Annotated in this window: 13 protein-coding genes; 5 read left to right on the top strand and 8 right to left on the bottom strand. The window is 70.8% G+C overall.

Translation table 11 applies throughout. The annotated features are described in order from the left end of the window. From ACIQBL_RS17815 to ACIQBL_RS17800, 4 genes are all read right to left on the bottom strand, one after another. Positions 1–180 (bottom strand): TetR/AcrR family transcriptional regulator (locus ACIQBL_RS17815; RefSeq protein ID WP_401942482.1); only part of this gene is annotated, 180 nt, incomplete at its 3' end. 36 nt (positions 181–216) lie between these two features. Beyond that, positions 217–2,613 (bottom strand): glycoside hydrolase family 3 N-terminal domain-containing protein, encoded by a 2,397-nt coding sequence (locus ACIQBL_RS17810; RefSeq protein WP_401942481.1) that lies wholly within the window; start codon positions 2,611–2,613, stop codon positions 217–219. A gap of 1 nt (position 2,614) precedes the next feature. After that, positions 2,615–4,471 (bottom strand): sulfatase-like hydrolase/transferase, encoded by a 1,857-nt coding sequence (locus ACIQBL_RS17805; protein ID WP_401942478.1) that lies wholly within the window; start codon positions 4,469–4,471, stop codon positions 2,615–2,617. Positions 4,472–4,574: 103 nt separating this feature from the next. Continuing rightward, on the bottom strand, positions 4,575–5,246 hold the full coding sequence (locus tag ACIQBL_RS17800) for a TetR/AcrR family transcriptional regulator (RefSeq protein WP_401942476.1): 672 nt from the start codon (positions 5,244–5,246) through the stop codon (positions 4,575–4,577). A 151-nt stretch (positions 5,247–5,397) separates the two neighbouring features. On the opposite strand from ACIQBL_RS17800, the gene ACIQBL_RS17795 reads away from it, so the two are divergent. After that, complete coding sequence (locus ACIQBL_RS17795; RefSeq protein ID WP_401942474.1) at positions 5,398–6,258, top strand: SDR family NAD(P)-dependent oxidoreductase; 861 nt, start codon at positions 5,398–5,400, stop codon at positions 6,256–6,258. Positions 6,259–6,340: 82 nt separating this feature from the next. Here ACIQBL_RS17795 and ACIQBL_RS17790 read toward each other — a convergent pair whose 3' ends face one another. The 4 genes from ACIQBL_RS17790 to ACIQBL_RS17775 all read right to left on the bottom strand — a co-directional run bounded on the left by ACIQBL_RS17790 (position 6,341) and on the right by ACIQBL_RS17775 (position 11,922). Further along, positions 6,341–7,711: a tannase/feruloyl esterase family alpha/beta hydrolase gene (locus ACIQBL_RS17790; protein ID WP_401942472.1), complete on the bottom strand. Its 1,371-nt coding sequence runs from the start codon at positions 7,709–7,711 to the stop codon at positions 6,341–6,343. Positions 7,712–7,982: 271 nt separating this feature from the next. Further along, positions 7,983–9,830: an AMP-binding protein gene (locus ACIQBL_RS17785; protein WP_401942469.1), complete on the bottom strand. Its 1,848-nt coding sequence runs from the start codon at positions 9,828–9,830 to the stop codon at positions 7,983–7,985. A 117-nt stretch (positions 9,831–9,947) separates the two neighbouring features. Continuing rightward, on the bottom strand, positions 9,948–11,192 hold the full coding sequence (locus ACIQBL_RS17780; RefSeq protein ID WP_401942468.1) for a PucR family transcriptional regulator: 1,245 nt from the start codon (positions 11,190–11,192) through the stop codon (positions 9,948–9,950). Between the two features lie 115 nt (positions 11,193–11,307). Further along, positions 11,308–11,922: a TetR/AcrR family transcriptional regulator gene (locus tag ACIQBL_RS17775; protein WP_401942466.1), complete on the bottom strand. Its 615-nt coding sequence runs from the start codon at positions 11,920–11,922 to the stop codon at positions 11,308–11,310. 155 nt (positions 11,923–12,077) lie between these two features. Here ACIQBL_RS17775 and ACIQBL_RS17770 point away from each other — a divergent pair, with 155 nt between their 5' ends. The 4 genes from ACIQBL_RS17770 to ACIQBL_RS17755 all read left to right on the top strand — a co-directional run bounded on the left by ACIQBL_RS17770 (position 12,078) and on the right by ACIQBL_RS17755 (position 17,780). After that, complete coding sequence (locus ACIQBL_RS17770; RefSeq protein ID WP_401942464.1) at positions 12,078–13,544, top strand: MFS transporter; 1,467 nt, start codon at positions 12,078–12,080, stop codon at positions 13,542–13,544. A gap of 84 nt (positions 13,545–13,628) precedes the next feature. Further along, positions 13,629–15,884, top strand: a complete 2,256-nt coding sequence (locus ACIQBL_RS17765; RefSeq protein WP_401942462.1) for a glycoside hydrolase family 3 C-terminal domain-containing protein — start codon at positions 13,629–13,631, stop codon at positions 15,882–15,884. Beyond that, a complete protein-coding gene (locus ACIQBL_RS17760; protein ID WP_401942460.1) occupies positions 15,881–16,906 on the top strand; it encodes an alpha/beta hydrolase in 1,026 nt (341 codons plus the stop codon). Before ACIQBL_RS17765 ends, ACIQBL_RS17760 begins: the two co-directional genes overlap by 4 nt. Next, a complete protein-coding gene (locus ACIQBL_RS17755) occupies positions 16,899–17,780 on the top strand; it encodes an alpha/beta hydrolase fold domain-containing protein (RefSeq protein WP_401942458.1) in 882 nt (293 codons plus the stop codon). Before ACIQBL_RS17760 ends, ACIQBL_RS17755 begins: the two co-directional genes overlap by 8 nt. The last annotated feature ends 16 nt before the right edge of the window (positions 17,781–17,796 follow it).

Below are 17,796 nucleotides of genomic sequence, written 5' to 3'. Positions count from 1 at the left end.
GTCGCGGGTGGGGAAGTAGTAGGTCAGCGCCGGCTGGGTGACCCCGACCCGGTCGGCGATGTCCTGGAGCGAGGCCCGCTCCCCGTGCTCGTCGACGGCCTCGTAGGCGGCCTGGAGGATCTGTTCCCGGCGCTCCGCGCTCTTGCGGTAGGGGCCGCGTGGCTTTCGCTGACTGGTCACTCGCAAAACCGTACTTCACCCCGCATCGGCACTGACTCACCGTAGGCGCGGGGCTGTTGTGGACGACCCGTCGACCGTGACCGTCCCGGTGCGGGTGAGCGCGTCGCTGCCGAGCCCGGCCAGTACGGTGACCTCGCCCGGCTCGATGCCGCGGCGGCCGTCGGCCATGGTGTAGTGCAGCCGCTCGACCGGGGCTTCGAGCACGACACTCCGGCTCTCCCCGGCGGCGAGACCGACGCGGGCGAACGCGATCAGCTGCCGCACCGGCCGTACGACGGACGCGAACTCGTCGCGCGCGTACAGCTGCACGACCGTCTCCCCGTCCACGGCACCGGTGTTGGACACCGTGAGCCGGGCACGCACCACACCGTCGCTCAGCTCGACCGCCGGGCGGCCCTCGCGTTCGTCGGGCGTGACCTCGAAGGCCGTGTACGACAGCCCGTGGCCGAAGGCGTAGAGGGGTCCCTGGTGGGCGAGGTCGCCGTATCCGTGGCGGGTTCCCGTCGGGTGGCCGTAGCCGCTCCCGTGGTGGTGGCCGTGGTAGAGCGGGAGTTGGCCCAGATGACGGGGAAAGGTGCTGGGCAGCTTGCCACTCGGGTTGACCAGGCCGAACAGCGCGCGTGCGATCGCGGGGCCCGCCTCCTCGCCGAGCAGCGGCGCGAGGAGCACGGAGTGGGACAGCCGGGCCGCCCTCTCCAGCAGCAGCGGGCGCCCCGAGACGACCACGGTCACCGTCGACTTGCCCGTGGCCGCGATGAGTTCGAGAAGTTCCTCCTGATCCCCGGGCAGTGACGGTGAAGCCGTCGACTGGCCTTCGCCCGCCGTGTTGTTGCCGACCCAGCCCGTACGTTCGCCGACCACCGCGACGACCACGTCGGCGTCGGCCACGGCGGCCTCGACGAGGGACGCGTCGAGAGGGTCCTCGGCGTCGCGCTCGAAGCGGCCCAGCTGCGCGAACTCGATCTTCGCGTCCAGCTCGCGCAGGGCGTCGAGCACGGTGGAGGCCTCGGGGTGGAGTTTCCTGGCCGCACTCTCGAAGGTGGGATCCATGCCGGGCATGCGCGGCTGGAAGATGTCGGTGAACACGAAGGTCGCCGGGTCGATCCCGGGAACCCTGCCCTCCATCACCGCCCGCATACCCAGGGGCATTTCGGCACTCGACACCGACGTGTAGGCGCCGAAGTGGATCCGCAACTCGTCGGCGGCGGGGCCGACCACCAGGACGCGGCGCTCGCCGGGGGACAGGGGGAGCGTGCCGTCGTTCTGGAGCAGGACCAGGGCGCGTTCCGCGATCGCGCGCCGGACCTCGGCTGCCTCCGCGCGGTCCGGAGGCGTCGCCGGTGCGGGCCGCTGACCGACGCCGGGGATCAGCCCGGTCCTGGCCTTCACGGCGAGCACGCGGGCCACGGCCACGTCGACGACCCGCTCGTCGAGACGCCCGGCCGTGACCTCGTCCACCAGGTGGGCGTAGTTGGGACTGCCCGGGAGTTCCACGTCCAGGCCGGCGGACAGCGCCTGCACCGCCGCCTCGCCCTCCGTGCGCGCGGTGCGGTGCGCGGTGCGCAGCAGGTTGACCGAGTCGTAGTCGCTGACCACCAGGCCGTCGAACCCGAGCGTGTCGCGCAGGAACTCGGTGAGCAGCCAGCGGCTGGCGGTCGCGGGGATGCCGTCGATCTCGTTGTACGCGTTCATCATCAACGCCAGTCCCGCCTCGGCGATCGCCCGGCGGAACGGCTCCGCGTACTCGTCGACCAGCGCCCGGCGCCCGAGTGGGGTGACGGCCTGGTTCAGTGCGCCCTCCGAGGCGCCGTACCCCAGGAAGTGCTTGCCGGTGGCGAGTACGCCGTTCTCCTGCGCCGCGCCCTGGATGCCCCGCACGAACGCGACGGACATCCGCGCGGCCAACTCCGGGTCCTCGCCGTACGTTTCGTGGACCCGGCCCCAGCGCGGGTCGCGGTTGATGTCCATGACCGGCGAGAACAGCAGCTGGACGCCGGTGTCGCGCATGTGCGTCGAGGTGACCGCCGCGGCCCGCCCGGCGAGTTCGGGATCCCAGGTCGCCGCCTGCGCCCACGAGGTGGGGAACTGCGAACCGGAGGCGTGCAGAAACCCGTTGATGCCCTCGTTGTGGACCAGGGCACCGATCCCGAACGGGGACACCTCGCGTACGACGGCCTGGATCGCCGCCAGTTGACCGCGCAGGCCGTCGGCGTCCTCGCCGAGGAACCACGCCAGGGAGAGATGCCCGACGCCGTGCGGACGCAGTTCCCGAAGACGGTCCGGGTCGACCACGGGACCGCCTCCCGTGCCGTCCTGCGGTTGCGCGAACACCTCGGGGGCGATCAGACCGCCGAGCTGGGCGACCTTCTGCTCCAACGTGAGCCGGGAGAGCAGGCGTTGGACGTCGTCGGGAGTCGATGTGGCAGCTGGCATGTCACGCGCCTTTCGTTCGAGCGGCGGAGGGGCGGACGCCCGCCGCGCCGGACACTTTGGCCACCAGGTGGGCCCAGTCGAGGACTTGGGACGAGGGCGTGTAGGTGCCGTTCAGCAGCAGGAGCAGATAACGCCCGGCGGAGCGGATGTACTCGTCGTCGCTGATCGCGGCCGATTCCACGACTTCCCGGTGCGGGCGCACCAGTTGGAGATCGATCCTGGTCAGTGCGTTGACGGCGGCGAGAGCCACCGGGGCCGGCCGGTCCTCACCGGCGAGTTCGGCCAGCCTGGCCACCGCCGCCCGGTCCCGCGTGAGATGCGCCAGGCTCTCGCAGACCGGCACGAGTACATGGGGGCAACTCTCGCTGCGCGCCGAGGCGTTGAGCGCGTCGAGGGCGGGGCGTGCGCCGAGTCCGCGGGCCAGCAGTCCGATGGCGGCCCACCGTCGCATGGTGAAGTCGACGTCGCCGAGCGCCTTGACGAAGCGCGGTACGGCGATGTCGTCGGGCAGCGCGAGAGCGTCGGTCAGGTCCAGCAGCCGTTCCAGCGGGTACGCCCCCTCGGCCCGGCTGGCGTCGTAGCCCGCCGCCGGAGCGCCCTCGGGCAGGAATCCGTTGTCGTGCACCTCGGCCATGTGAGCGCGCAGCGCGCGCCACAGCCGCTCCTCCGTCGCGGCGTACGCGGGATCGCCCGCGAGGTTGCGCACCTGGTCGGGGTCGGCCACCGTGTCGTACAACTCGACGACCGGGCGCGGCTTCCAGAAGGCGGACCGCGTCTCGTCGAGGCGGCCCGCCCGGTACTCCTCCTCCCAGGACCGGTACCCGGCCGCCAGCCAGCCGAAGGCCTGGTGCTGGCCGCACGGCAGGTGGGGCATGAAGTTGCGGAGGTAGCGGAAGCGCGCGTCCCGGACGGTGCGGACCATGTCGACGCGTTCGTCCATCCGGCCTCGCATACCGAAGGCGAGCGAGGAGCCCGGGTCGAAGTCGCCCCGTAGGAGGCTGGTTTCGGACATCCGGTCGGGCACCTCCGCCCCCGCCAGCTCGATCAGGGTGGGCGTGACGCGCAGGGTGGACACCGCTGCCGTGACTCTGGTCCCCGGCTCCGGAAACAGGCCGGCGTACTTCCGCGGAGCCGCGACGATCAGCGGAACGTGCAGCCCTTCGTCGTAACAGTGGCGTTTGGAGCGGGGGTTGACCCCGCCGTGGTCGGAGGCGTGGATGACGACGGTGTCCTCGGTCAGTCCGTCCTCGTCCAACTGGGCCAGGAGCGTGCCGACATATGTGTCCATGTCGGCGATACAGCCGTAGTAGCGGGCGTAGTCCTCGCGGAGGGCGGGGGTGTCCGGGAGGTAGGCGGGCAGGCGGACCCGCTTCGGGTCGACGTCGCTTTCGCGCCGGGAGAAGACGGCGCTCTCGTGCGTCGGGTCGTAGTTGAAGACCGCGAGGAAGGGCATGCCCTCGGGGCGGTCGCGCCAGTGTGCCGAGGGTGAGCACGCGTTCCAGATCGTGTGCTCGTCGAGGGCCGCGTTGTAGTCGGTCTTGCTGTTGTTGGTGCAGTAGTACCCGGCTTCACGCAGTATCTCGGGATAGGTGCGCATCCAGGCGGGCAGCGGGGCCACGGCCCGCATCTCGTTCGCGGGTGCGTGGCTCTCCGAGGGGATCCCGGTGATCAGGGAGAACCGTGACGGCGCGCAGACCGGCGCCGGGCTGTAGGCGCGCTCGAAGAGGGTGCCGCGCCCGGCGAGGGAGTCCAGGTGGGGCGTGCGGGCCAGCGGGTCGCCGTAGCAGCCGAAGCGCGGCGGGCAGTCCTCGCTGACGATCCAGAGGATGTTGGGGTGTTCGTTCGCGACGGTGGTCATGGCGTGGCAGACGTCCTGCCTCTCTAAAATCTACTGACCATAGAAATTAGAGACCACGGTGGCCGCGGAGCGCAAGCGTTTCGCGACTTCCGGACTGGGGGCGTCAGGGCCGGGGGCGGACCTCCTCGTGGCCGAAACCGCCGGGCGCGGGGTGACCGGTGCCTCCGGTGCGGCACTCCGGCTTCGGGGCGGCGGCGGGCAGCGGGCTCGCGCCGACGGGGGAGAGGCCGTCCAGGACGAGCACGACGTAGCGCCGCCAGCTCTCGGTCGCCGGGTCCGTGTTCCACAGGACACTGACGAGCATGCCCAGGACGCATTGCATGTCGTCGGGGACGAGGTCGGCGCGGATGGCGCCGGCCCGCTGTCCGCGCTCGACGAGCAGCGCCAGGGAGTCGAGGAACGGGGCGGTCATCTCGGCGGTGAGAGCGCCGGAGTTGTCGGCGGCGGCGAGGAGGTTGCGATCGCGGGCCACCATGGCGAGGGTCGCCTCCAGCAGGGTGACCAGGCCCTGCTTGGGATCCTCCGCGCCGAGCGCCCGCTCCATGGCGGGGGAGAGCCGCTCGGTCATGCTCTGTTCGAGGGCTGCCCGGACGAGTGCCTCCTTGTTGGGGAAGCGCCGGTACAGCGTGGCGATGCCCACCCCCGCGCGGCGCGCGATGTCGTCGAGCATCGCGTCGGGGCCGGTCTCGGCGTAGACCTCCCGCGCGGCCCGCAGGATCCTCTCGGAGTTGCGCGCGGCGTCGGCGCGCAGGCGGCGTGAGGCGTCGGTGGACATGCCTGAACGGTATCAGCCGATAGTTGACTATCACTAAGCGGTGGGGTTCACTCGGAAGGCATAAGTGATAGTCGCGTATCGCTTTGCTGACGCCAGGAAGACCTGGGGCGGTCGGCCGCGATGCGCTGTGAGCAGGAGAGCGAGGATCGTCATGGACGGTACGGTGCGGGATTTTCGAGGCAGGACGGTGGTGGTCACCGGGGCCAGCGCGGGGATCGGTGCCGCGGCGGCCCGCCTGTTCGCCGAACGGGGTGCCGCGGTGGCGGTGGTGGGCAGGTCCGCGGAGAAGACCGCCTCCGTCGCCGCCCGGGTCGGCGGGAAGGCGCACCTGGCGGACTTCGGTTCACTGGACTCCGTGCGCGCGCTCGCCGACGACCTGCTGGCCACCTACGAGCGGATCGACATCCTGGCCAACAACGCGGGTGCCATGTTCGAGGACCGCCGGACCAGTGCGGACGGCCACGAGATGACCATGCAGGTCAACCACCTGGCACCGTTCCTTCTGACGAACCTCCTCCTGGACCGCATGGCCGAGTCCCCGGAAGCGCGGGTGATCAATACCGGCAGTTCGCAGTACCGCAAGGCACATCTGGACCTGGACGACCTGGACGGCACGGGGATCCGCTATCAAAAGATGCCTGCGTACGGCGCCTCGAAGATCGCCACGATCCTCTTCACCCGCGAACTCGCGGACCGGACGCGGGGCACGACCCTCACCACCTCGGCCTTCCACCCCGGAAGCGTCGCCACCGAGGTCGCCCGGGAGAACGCGTTCCAACGTACGGTCATGAAGTCCTGGCTGGGCAAGGCCCTGCTCCTCTCGCCCGAGCAGGGCGCCGAACCGCTGCTGCACCTGGCGGGCGTCGACCCGCAGTCGGTCAACGGCGCCTACTTCCACCGGCTCACCCGTGAGGAGCCCAAGAACGAGCAGGCCCGCGATGCGCGGCTGGCCCGGCAGCTGTGGGAGCGGTCGGCGGAACTCACCGGCCTGCCCGTGCGGCCCCTGACGTGACCTGGCGGCAGTGTGTCGTCCCCTTCTGTCAAGGGGCCAATCCGACGGGACACTGCCCGGCAGCCACGTCAGGGGACGTGCGTCACGTGTTCGTACAGCGGAAGTCGGCGCTGTCGTCGGTGCTTCCGTGTCCGGTGTAGCGGGCCACGGCGGGCCAGCGGCACAGGGGGCGGGTCATGTCCCCGTTCTTCGCGTAGAGGGTGTCGGGGGCCCGGCCGTGCTCGACCCACCGCACGAGATCCGTCAGCGGGTCGACCGGGTAGGCGCCCGGACCGCCGACGCAGTGCTGCACACCGGGCGCCATGAAGAGGCGGGCGAAGCGCTCGGTCCTCGCCTTGCCGCCCATGGTGGCGAGCAGCCGCTTGTAGTAGTCGACGGTTCCCTGCGGCATGACCACCTGGTCCGCCCAGCCGTGCCAGATGATCATCTTCCCGTTGCTGTCGCGGAAGGCGCTCAGGTCGGGGTCGTCGGTGCCGAGGAGATCGCCGTACTCGCGACGGGACTGCTCGAAGTAGGTGGCGAAGTTGGCGACGGTCAGGGTGTGCCAGTCCCAGGTGGGGTCCTTGGCGAGCCAGTACTTGAACCAGTCGCCGGGCAGCGGGTTCGGCAGCCCGTCGGTGTCGGAGGTGTTGGCGTAGGCGCTCAGGGGGGCTCCTCGCGGGATGCCGTACCAGAGCCGTGTGCCGTCCGGGCGGCGCGGGCCGTCCCAGATCCGCCGCATCACGGTGGCGTCCTTGGCCGTGATGACGCCGCAGGCCGTCTGCCGGCCCACGAGACTCGCCGGGTCGAAGGCGCAGGTGAGCGGATCGATGACCCCGTCGGTCACACCGTCGTGGGCGTCGCAGGCCGCGACGGCCGCTCGGGTGAAGGCCTCGAACTTGCACTGCGGTACGAAGTCGCCCGCTTCGTGCATCACGACCTGCGGCCACATTCCGGCGGGTACGAAGCGGTCGCCGTTCAGTGCCGGGGACGAGGCCAGGATTCCGTCGTAGTCGTCGGGGTAGCGCTGGGCCTCCATGAGCCCCATCCGTCCGCCGCCGGAGCAGCTGTCCCAGTAGGAGTAGCCGGGCGGTCGTCCGTAGTAGGCGGTGGTGATCGCCTTGCCCTTGACCGTCATCTCGTGGGCCGACCGGTAGGCGAAGTCCTTGAGCAGCGATGTGTTCATCCCGGTCGGGGACCACGCCCACGAGCCGTCCAGGGGCGAGCCGGAGTGCCCGCCGTCGGTGCCCGCGCTCGCGTATCCGGCCTGTGCCGGGCCGTCCACCTGCGCGGGGGCGAGCCAGCCGCCGTAGCCGCCGGCGCCCGTGCCGTGGAAACGGCCGTTCCAGTTGTCCACCGGGAGTGCCATCACGATGCCGGTGCTCTCGGGGACCACCAGGGTGACCTCGCAGAGCGGGGGAGTCGCGTCGGTCTGCGTCGCGCCGGTGACCCTGGTGCCGTCCGTGAAGGTCACCTGGGTGAGGCTTTCGCAGCTGCGGACCGGACGGTTGGATTCCGTGACGGTGGCCGCCGCGGATTCCTGACGCGGGAGTGTGCCGGTCCCCGTTGTGAGGATCAGTACGGTGAGGACGCCGAGCCATCGTCCGTGGGCTCTGCCGGCTCTGCGGGATCCGCGCCGGGTCGGTGGGGGGCCTGTTCCGGCCGCGTTGGTCAGGGGTTTCCGCTTGATCACTTTTGCCTCCCGTTCGAGTGCGAGATCGATTCCGGGTGCTTCGTGGGGTCGGTCAGCCGGCCGATCGACTCGTTGGCCGGTCGACCGGTTGTCGGACGTCGGCGGCGGGCGGGTCGGCGTACAGGGCCGCGATGTCGGTCGCGTACTTCTCGGCGACCTTCCGCCGCCTGAGTTTCAAGGTGGCGGTGAGTTCGTCGCCGTCGCCCTGCCAGTACGCGGGTACGACCTTGAACCGCTTGACCTGCTCCACACGGGACAGTTGGCGGTTGCCCAGGGCCACGGCGGTCGCGAGGGCGTCGATCAGCGGGGTCGAGCCGGCCAGCTTGCTCGGATCCGGATCCAGGGCGTGCTCGGCGGCGAAGGCGGTCGCGGCCTGGGGGTCGAGGACCAGCAGCGCGGTGACGTACGGGCGGTTGTCGCCGATCGCCACCGCCGTACCGATGAGCGGCGAGGCGGTGGTCAGGGCGATCTCCACACCGACCGGCGAGATGTTCTTGCCCGCCTCGTTGATGATGAGGTCCTTCTTGCGGTCGACGATCGTCAGGTATCCGTCCGCGTCCGCCATGACGACATCGCCCGTGTGGCACCAGCCGTCCTCGTCCACCGCTTCGCGGGTCCGCTCCGGATCGTCGCGGTATCCCTTCATCAGCGAGGGCCCGCGCACGAGGTACTCGCCGTCGTCGGCACAACGCCCTTCCAGACCCGGCAGCAGTCTGCCGACCGTGCCGAACCGGGCCTGCGGAGGCGCGCTGACGGCGACGAAACAGCTGAGCTCGGACATGCCCCAGCCCTCGCAGATCGGGATGCCGAGAGAGGCGAAGAACTCCAGGGTCGCGGGCGGTGTGGGCGCCGCTCCGGAGGCGGCCCACCGCACCTGTTCGAGTCCCAGACGCCCGCGCAGGCCCGACAGCACCGCGGTGTCGGCCGAGGCGTACGCGGCGGCGAGTTCCGGCCCGACCGGTTGGCCCGCCTGGACCAGGCGGGTGCGCCGGGCCCCCGTGGCGATCGCCTGCGCGAGTGCCCTGCGGCGTGCCTCGTCGCCCTCGCCCGCGACGGCGTGCTCCACCGCCAGTTTGAGCTTGTTCCAGATTCTCGGCACCGCCACCCAGATCGTCGGCCGGCAGTCCAGCAGTGCCTGGGCGATGCGCGTGAGGTCGGGGACCACGGTGACCTGCACACCGAAGAGGGCCAGTGCGTACAGGCAGGTGAAACGGTCGGCGATGTGCGCCGACGGCAGGTAGGAGGTGATCCGGTCGCCGAACCGGAAGTCCAGCACCTGTGTCACTCCCGACGCCTGGGCGAGCACGTTGGCGTGGGTGAGCTCGACGCCCTTCGGGGTACCGGTCGTCCCCGACGTGTAGATCAGGGTCAGTACGTCGTCGGGTCGCACGGACCGCCAGGTCGCGTCGAAGTCGAACCGGTCGGCGGCCAGGCCCTGTTGGCGCACGTGGTCCAGGGTGAGCACGTCCCCGTTCGTGCCGGCCGGGTCGTCGTCCACCACGACGACGTGCTCGACGGACACACCGCAGGCGCGGACGGTGTCCACATACCGTGCCTCGCACACCACTGTCCTGCTTCCCGAGTTCCGCAGGACATGCGCGAGTTGGGGCGGCGCGAGGGTGTTGTACACGGAGAAGGGCGTGGCACCCAGATGCTGGACCGCGAGGTCCAGCGGATAGAACTCCGTCCGGTTGGACATCATCAGCGCGACCGTGTCCCCGTGCCGGATCCCCAGACCGGCCAGTCCGGCTGCCAACACCCATACCTGGTCGGCGAGTTCACGCCAGCTGACGGTGTGGGTGCCGCCCACGGTGCGCAGTGCGATCGCGTCCGGATCGACGGCCGCCGTGCGCTGGAACGCCTCGCACACGGACGCGGGCTGTGGGGTGCGATCGGTCATCTCGTGCGGTTCCCGTCCGTCGGTGCGCGGGTGCGACGACGGAAAGGCTAGGGAGCCCGGGTGCCACGGGTCATCGGGTGGGGCACCCAACGATGGGTGCCTTCCGTTGTGATCGGATCACAGGGCCGGGCCGCCGCCGGAGAAGAGCCTGATCGCGATCAACAGCTCCTGGAGATCGCCGAGTCGGCGGAGCCGGCATCCCGCGCGCTCCTCGACGCGGGCCAGCCGGTGGTGCGCGGTGTTGATGTGGATCCCCAGTTCCCGGGCCGCGGCCTTCACGTTCAGGTCGTTGCTCGCGAAGCACCGCACGGTCCTGATGAGCGAGCCTCCGGCACGCACGTCCTCGGTCACGAACTCCCGCATGCGGGTGGGGACGATGCGCGCGACGGTCTCGTCCGCGCGCAGCGTCAGATAGTCGAGGACGCTCAGCTCGGACAGAGCGGCGACACCTCCGTTCCGGGACAGCGTGCCCATCAGCGTGACGGCTTCGCGGTAGGCCGTGGCGAGGTCGGCGACGCCGGCGTGGCGGGTGCTGATCCCGATCGCCAGCGGTACCCCCTGCTCGGCGAGGACCCGCCAGGCGGACCTCAGAGGCTCTACGGGCAGCTCGCCGGCGGTGTCGCGGAGCGCGCGCACGATCACGATCTCGTTCTGCCGCAGGACCGTCAGGAGCCGGGCCGGTTCGCCGACCGCCCTTGCCAGGTGTGCCGCGGCGGAGCGGAGTCCGTACTCGTCGGAGAGCGGGGCGACCGGCACGGCGGTGACCACGGCGCAGGGCGTGTCGGGGCCGAGCCCGGCCTTCGTCGCCGCGCCGAGGCGTGGGCCCGGTGCGGGCTCACGGCCCGCCAGCAGGTCTTCGAGCAGGTCCCGGCGTACCCGGTCGCCCTCCACCGCCAGCAGTTGCTCCGCGTCCAGATAGGCCTGCGCGGCGACCGTGCTGGCCCGGTTGAAGAACTCCATGACCAGACCGGCGGCCCGGAGCGCGCCGTCGGCTCTCCCGGGGCTGCCCGCGGCCCAGTCGGCGATCGTGTCCCACATCGTGCGGTGGGCGATGCGCACCCCGTGCATGAAGTCGACGAGTGATACGCCGAGTCGAGCCCGGCGGGCCGCGTGCGGGCGGACGAACGCGACGTCCTCGTCGGTGGCGGGCCGGGCGCCGGCCAGGCTGAGGCCGAGCGCGTCGTTGCCCTTGCGCACATGGGCGACCACGTCGTCCAGCAAGGCCTCGTCGGTGATCGCCGCGTAGCCCGGGATCTCCGCCCGCATCGTCGCCAACGCGGCCTGCGGCAACGTGAGTCGCCGGGCGATGAGCACCTCGGCCACCTCGGTCAGGGTGGCGACCTGCGCACGGCGATCCGTCATGGCCACACCCTAGACGGGCCACCGCCGGTCACTGTGACTCGATCACAAGGGTGCGGGACGACCGGCGTGCCGATCGGACGCAGGCGGTCTCCTCCTCGGTGGTCTGCCGCCAGGGTCACTGGTCGGCGCTGCGGCCACCCTCGTTGGCGAGCGCCAGCAAGGCCCCGAGAGCCCTGAGTCCGCGTGTCATGTCGATGCTCTTGTCGTACTGCCAGAGGAGCTGGAGACCGTCCACCGCGGCGATCATCAGCTGGGCGAGGTCGCCGGGATCCACTCCGGCGGGGAGTTCGCCCAGCTCCTGGAGGTGAGTCAGGGCGTCCTGGCCGAGGTCCTGGCTCTGCTCGTAACGCTCCCGGAAGTACTCGTGAGAAGGGTGCTCGGGGGCCGCCGCGTCCGCCGAGAGGTTCGTGTACAGCGTCACCAGTCCCGGCACGGCGGCGTTGCGGTCCACCAGGGCGGCGAGGCGCTCGACCATCGCGGCCGACGTCTCGGGCAGCCGCTCCATCTCGTAGGTCTCCCCGTCGACTTCGTCGCGTCGGCGGAGCACCTCGGTGAGCAGCTGCTCCTTGGTGCCGAAGTGGTGGACGAGTCCGGTGATGCTGAGGTTCGACGCCTCGGCGAGCTCACGGAGGGTGGCTCCGCCGAACCCGCGTTCGGCGATCACTTTGAGGGCGGTGGCGAGGATCTCCTCACGCTTCGCCAGTCCCTTGGGGTACGAGCGGCGGGTCATGGCCCCGAGATTACTCGACGACGAGATCTTGCGGATAAAAAACCGTAAGGCTTACTGTTTCTCCCCAGTGGCAGAGACGTCGACTTTCGGCCAGCTGTGTACCCCGGGCATCAGCAGACACTTCTTCGTTCAGTGACGAGCGATCGGGACAATCCATGACAGCGACTTCCTCCACCGACGTGTCCGACAGTGATCCGTCACCCTCTGGGCCCGCCTCGACCGCCCAGGTGCTCGCACCGACCGAGCCCGGCACCTCCCCGAAGTATCTGGGCGGCCGCGTCCTTCGACGCTATGCGCTGTGGTACGGGGTCGCGCTCGCCGCGTTCTCCAGCATCTGGGGAGGAGTCGGCACGCTGCTGCTCCCCAACCAGGTCCAGACCCTGGAGGTGGCGAGGTTCTTCACGGGCCGCGACGCCGGTACGGATCTCCAGAAGCTCACCGCGCTCAAGAACGCCATCGCCGCCGGAACGGCGACGGCGACGCCAGACCAGAGCCGTCTGCTGGGAATCCTGGCCGACTTCGACGCCGGCCGGGCGGGATCCCTGGCGCTGGTCACCTCGGTCGGACTGGTCGCGACGATGGTCGCGCAACCCCTCATCGGTGTCTTCTCCGACCGGACCCGCACCCGCATGGGCCGTCGCGCCCCGTGGATCCTCCTGGGCTCACTCGTCGGCGCCGCGTTTCTCGTCGCGGTCCGCTTCGCGCCGACCGTGGCCGTCCTCGTGGTGCTGTGGGCCATCGCCTCGGTGGCACTGAACGCGGCGGTCTCCCCCCTCGGCGCGACGCTCGCCGACCGCGTCGTCGAGACCCAGCGGGGCAGCCTGTCGGCGATCGGCGGTTTCGGCTCGTTCCTGGGCGGCGTACTGGGCAGCGTCGGCGCGGGTGTCGCCCTCTCGACACTCGGTCTGAACAGCTACTTCGTCTTCGCCGGACTGGTCGTGCTCAGCGTCGTCCTCTTCGTGACGCGGGCCAAGGACGGCTCCTCACGCGATCTGCGGGTGGCGAAGTTCGCGTGGAAGCCGTTCCTGCTCGGCTTCACCTACGCGGTGCGGACGCGGGACTACTTCTGGGTCTGGACGGCCCGCATACTGCTCACCTTCGGCTACGGGGTCTCGGGAGCCCTCGGGTTCTACATGCTCCAGAGCTATGTGAAGCCCGCCCTCAGCGTGAGCGAGGCCACCAAGCTGGTGCCGCTGCTCGCCTTGACGGCACTGCCCGCCACCGTGGTCGCGATCCTTGTCGCCGGCCCGCTCTCCGACCGGCTGAAGCGACGGAAGTCCTTCGTCTTCGCCGCCTCGATACTCATGGCCGCGTCCATGGGCATTCCCCTGATCTCGCCGACGGTCACCGCACTGTTCGTCCAGGCGGTCGTTGCCGGGTTCGCCTTCGGCATCTACATTCCCGTCGATCAGGCCCTGGTAGTCGACGTGCTGCCGGACCCGAACGCCGCCGGACGCGACCTCGGTGTGGCGGGCCTCGCCATCAACCTGGGCCAGGCACTCGGCCCGGCCCTCGCCGGATCGGTCGTGTCGCTCTCCGGCGGATACACGTTCGTCTGGGTGGCCGCACTCGCGCTCGTCGCCCTGGCCGCCCTTGCCGTCCTGCCAGTCCGCAGACCCTGATCCGCCGCTCTTCCCTCGCTCCACTGTTCCACCGAACCACTGCTCCACCGAGCCACTGATCCGTCGATCCGTCTTAGGGGACTCATGCCCGAAATCGCCACCGCCCTCGATGAACTGACCCTGGAACAGAAAGCAGGTCTCGGCAGCGGGTCGGACTTCTGGACCACCAGAGCGGTCGACCAGGTCCCGTCGATCCTGATGACGGACGGACCGCACGGACTGCGCAAGCAGGTGGGCGCCACCGACCACCTGGCGCTCTCCGGGAGCCTCCCGGCGACCTGCTTCCCGCCGGCCGTGGCCCTCGGCCAGACCTGGGACCCCGCGCTGGTGTTCCGTGTGGGAGAGGCGCTCGGCCGCGAGTGCCAGGCCGCCGGGGTCCAGATCCTGTTGGGGCCGGGTGTGAACATCAAGCGCGATCCCCGGGCGGGACGCAACTTCGAGTACTTCTCGGAGGACCCGCTTGTCTCGGGAACCCTCGGCTCCGCCTGGGTGTCCGGTCTCCAGAGCACGGGCGTCGGCGCGTCGCTCAAGCACTTCGCGGCGAACAACCAGGAGACCGACCGGATGCGGGTGAGCGCCGACATCGATCCGCGCCCGCTGCGGGAGATCTATCTGCGCGCCTTCCAGAAGGTGGTTCAGGAGGCACAGCCGTGGACGGTGATGTGCTCGTACAACCGCGTCAACGGTGTCCACGCCTCGCAGAACCGATGGCTGCTCACGGAGGTGCTGCGCGAGCAGTGGGGCTTCGAGGGGGCCGTGGTCTCCGACTGGGGTGCCGTGGCCGACCGGGTCGCGGCGGTCGAAGCCGGCCTCGACCTCCAGATGCCCGGCAACGACGGCTTCGACGACGCCAAGGTGGTCGCCGCCGTACGCGAGGGGAGGCTCGACCCCGCCGTCGTCACGGAGGCGGCGGCCCGGGTCGCCCGCGTCGCCCACCGGGCCGAAGCGGCGCGCCGCCCGGACACCTCGTGGGACACGGAGGACCATCACGACCTCGCCCGCGAGGTCGCCTCACGGGCGATCGTCCTCCTGCGCGACGACCAGAAGATCCTTCCTCTCGATCCCGCCCAACACCTCGCAGTCATCGGCGAGTTCGCCGCCCGGCCGCGTTACCAGGGCGGCGGCAGCTCGCACGTGAACGCGATCCGCGTCGATGTGGCCCTCGACGAGATCCGCGCCCGCGCCCCGCACGCCGAGGTGTCGTACTCCGCGGGCTTCTCGTCCGGCAAGGAGGCGGACCCGGCGGCGCTCCGCGCGGACGCGGTGCGGGCGGCGGCGGACGCGGACGTGGCCGTGGTCTTCCTGGGCCTGCTCGACAGCCAGGAGAACGAGGGCGTCGACCGCGCCGGCATCGAGCTGCCGGCCGATCAACTGGCCCTGCTCGACGCGGTGGTCGCCGTACAGCCGCGCACCGTCGTGGTGCTGTCCCACGGCGGAGTCGTCAGGCTCGCGCCCGTCGTCGCCGGACCGTCGGCCGTCCTCGACGGCGCGCTGCTCGGCCAGGCCGGCGGCAGCGCCCTCGCGGACGTCCTGTTCGGCATCGTCAACCCTTCCGGACGCCTCACGGAGACCGTCCCCGACCGGCTCCAGGACGCGCCCTCCTTCACCAACTTCCCCGGCGAGCGGATGCACGTCCGCTACGGCGAGGGAATCCTCGTGGGCTACCGCTGGTACGACGCCCGTTCGATCGACGTCACGTTCCCCTTCGGACACGGCCTGTCCTACACGACCTTCGCGTACGACTCGCTCACGGTCGAGGCACACGGCGACACCGTCCACGTACGCGTCACCGTCCGCAACACCGGTGAGCGGGCGGGCCGCGAGATCGTCCAGCTCTACGCGTCACGCGACCGGTCCACGGTCGTCCGCGCGCCCCAGTGGCTGGTCGGCTTCGGAGCCGTCGACCTGGAGCCGGGCGAGTCCGGCGAAGTCCTCGTCACCGTGCCGAAGCGGGAGTTCGAGCACTGGGACGAGGAACTCCACCGCTGGCTGGTCGAAGGCGGCGAATACCGCATGGCCGCTGGCGCGTCGAGCCGCGACATCCGCCTCTCCGACACGGTCGAACTCGCGGGGGAGACCGCCCGGTACCGACTGGGAGCCGACTCGTCGATCGGGGAGATCCTGGCCGATCCCGTCGCAGGGCCCGCCTTCCGCGAGGTCTTCGCGGCGATGTTCGAGCAGTTCGCGGGCGCCGAGGAGACCGACTTCGCGCCGATGCTGGACTCGCTTCCGTTCGGGCGCTTCGTGAGTACGACGGGCTCGGCGCTCCCCGCGGGCATGGTGGAGGACGTGCTCGCGCGCGCGAACGCCGCCAACGGCTTCCAGGGGAACCGGACATGACGCCACCGGCCGACGACAACGAGCGCCCGTACGTCACCCTCGCCGAGCGACGCGTACCGGTTCCCCGCTCGATCAGCCCCGAGGCACAGCGCAAGCTCGCCGAACTGGCCGGCATGCCCCGCACCTCCTTCCCGGACGCGGGGGACGAAGCAGGCTGGCGGGTCAGCGTCGCGGCCCAGATCGAGCAGGAACTGTCGGTGCTTCCGCCCGGCTCGGCGCAGGGAATGGCCTCCGGGTACGGCGTGGATCTGACGGTCGGGCATGTCGGCGGCGTCCCCGTCCACGAGGCCGTGCCGCACGGGTGGGACGCGAGCGACGAGCGGGTCGTCCTCATGCTGCACGGCGGTGGATGGATCCAGGGCGGCGGAGAGCTGGCCGCCGTGATGACCGTCCTCGAAGCGGCGACGCTCGGACTGCGGGTGAGGGGGGTCGACTACCGCATGGCGCCGGACCACCCCTATCCGGCTCCTCTCGACGACTGCCTCGCGGTCTACCGTGCCCAACTGAAGCAGACGGAACCGGAGTTGATCGCCCTCACCGGCACGTCCGCGGGCGCCAACCTCGCGGCGGCGACCGTGCTCCGCGCACGTGACGAGGGGTTGCCATTGCCGGGCGCGGTCTCGCTGTGGTCCCCGTCGGTCGACCTCACCCGCGACGGCGACACCTGGCACACCCTCGACGGCCTGGACCCGATCATCGGCCTGCACATGAGCACACTGATGGACTACTACGCGCGCGGCCAGGACCCTCGCGACCCCTACCTGTCACCGGTCTTCGGCGATCTCTCGGGCTTTCCCCCGACACTCCTCGGGTCCGGCACGCGCGACGGGCTGCTGTCGGACACCGTGCGCTTCCACCGCGCGCTGCGCCGCGCCGGCGTGGACGCCCACCTCCATGTGCACGAGGCCATGACGCACTCCGCCTTCTTCGGCGGAGCACCGGAAGAGGCCGAGGTGGGTGCGGAGGTCAAGGCGTTCATCCACGGAAGACTGCGGCCGGGCAAGGAGACCAACGATGCCTGACACGAGGACAACTCGCCCGCACCGCACCGCCGTACGCGCGCGTGACAGCACGGTCAAGGGCCGAGGCGGACCGATCCCCGTCCGCGACTATCTCCCGGAGGACACCCGGGACGGCGCCGTGCCACTGGTGTGGATCCACGGCGGCGGATGGATGACCGGCGGTCTCGACCAGAAGGAGTCGCACGCCGTCGCGAAGGCGATCGCCGGCACCGGCCGCCCCGTGCGCACCGTCGACTACCGCCTGGCCCCCGCACTCCGCTGGCGTGACCTCACGACCCGCTCACCCCTCGTCCTCGAACCGTCCGAGAACCGCTACCCGGCCGCGCCGGACGACGTGGTCTCCGTGCTCGTCGACTGGGCGGAATCGGGGCGCGGCCGGCCGTTCGTCGGCGGGGCGAGCGCCGGAGCCAACCTCGCCGTCACGGCGGCCGTAGCCCTCCAACAGGCGGCGGACGCAGGGCCGTTGGGCCTCGCGCTCGCATACGGCGGCTTCCACCCCGCGCTGCCCCCGCTCCCCGAGGAGGTGCGCTTACGCCTGACCGGATTGGCCGGACGGATCGCCTTCACACCGGCGTCCTACGACCGGATGGCGCTCAACTACGTAGGCGACGAGCGCCTGTTGGCGCAAGCCTTCCCCAGCGGGGCCGATCTCGCGGGACTGCCGCCGACGCTCGTGATGGACGCCGACCGGGACACCCTTCGCGCCTCGGGCGGTCGGTTCGCCGCCGAACTGCGGGCAGCCGGCTCCGCGGTCGACTACCTGATCGTCGAGAAGGCCCTCCACGGGTTCCTCGACCACCCCCGCAGCCGCGGCTTCCGCCAGGGAATCCAGGCGATGAGCCAGTGGCTCGACGCCCACGACCGACCGGCATGACCGACCGGAAAGAGAG

This window comes from Streptomyces sp. NPDC088350, assembly GCF_044753545.1.
Lineage (GTDB): Bacteria > Actinomycetota > Actinomycetes > Streptomycetales > Streptomycetaceae > Streptomyces.
The sequence above is the reverse complement of the archived record's forward strand: the minus strand, read 5'-3'. Positions and strand labels throughout refer to the sequence as shown.

Bases quoted from the DNA above. Each gene is read 5' to 3' on its own strand.
- ACIQBL_RS17810 (WP_401942481.1), bottom strand. From the start codon at position 2,613: ATGCCAGCTGCCACATCGACTCCCGACGACGTCCAACGCCTGCTCTCC.
- ACIQBL_RS17805 (WP_401942478.1), bottom strand. From the start codon at position 4,471: ATGACCACCGTCGCGAACGAACACCCCAACATCCTCTGGATCGTCAGC.
- ACIQBL_RS17800 (WP_401942476.1), bottom strand. From the start codon at position 5,246: ATGTCCACCGACGCCTCACGCCGCCTGCGCGCCGACGCCGCGCGCAAC.
- ACIQBL_RS17795 (WP_401942474.1), top strand. From the start codon at position 5,398: ATGGACGGTACGGTGCGGGATTTTCGAGGCAGGACGGTGGTGGTCACC.
- ACIQBL_RS17785 (WP_401942469.1), bottom strand. From the start codon at position 9,830: ATGACCGATCGCACCCCACAGCCCGCGTCCGTGTGCGAGGCGTTCCAG.
- ACIQBL_RS17780 (WP_401942468.1), bottom strand. From the start codon at position 11,192: ATGACGGATCGCCGTGCGCAGGTCGCCACCCTGACCGAGGTGGCCGAG.
- ACIQBL_RS17775 (WP_401942466.1), bottom strand. From the start codon at position 11,922: ATGACCCGCCGCTCGTACCCCAAGGGACTGGCGAAGCGTGAGGAGATC.
- ACIQBL_RS17770 (WP_401942464.1), top strand. From the start codon at position 12,078: ATGACAGCGACTTCCTCCACCGACGTGTCCGACAGTGATCCGTCACCC.
- ACIQBL_RS17765 (WP_401942462.1), top strand. From the start codon at position 13,629: ATGCCCGAAATCGCCACCGCCCTCGATGAACTGACCCTGGAACAGAAA.
- ACIQBL_RS17760 (WP_401942460.1), top strand. From the start codon at position 15,881: ATGACGCCACCGGCCGACGACAACGAGCGCCCGTACGTCACCCTCGCC.
- ACIQBL_RS17755 (WP_401942458.1), top strand. From the start codon at position 16,899: ATGCCTGACACGAGGACAACTCGCCCGCACCGCACCGCCGTACGCGCG.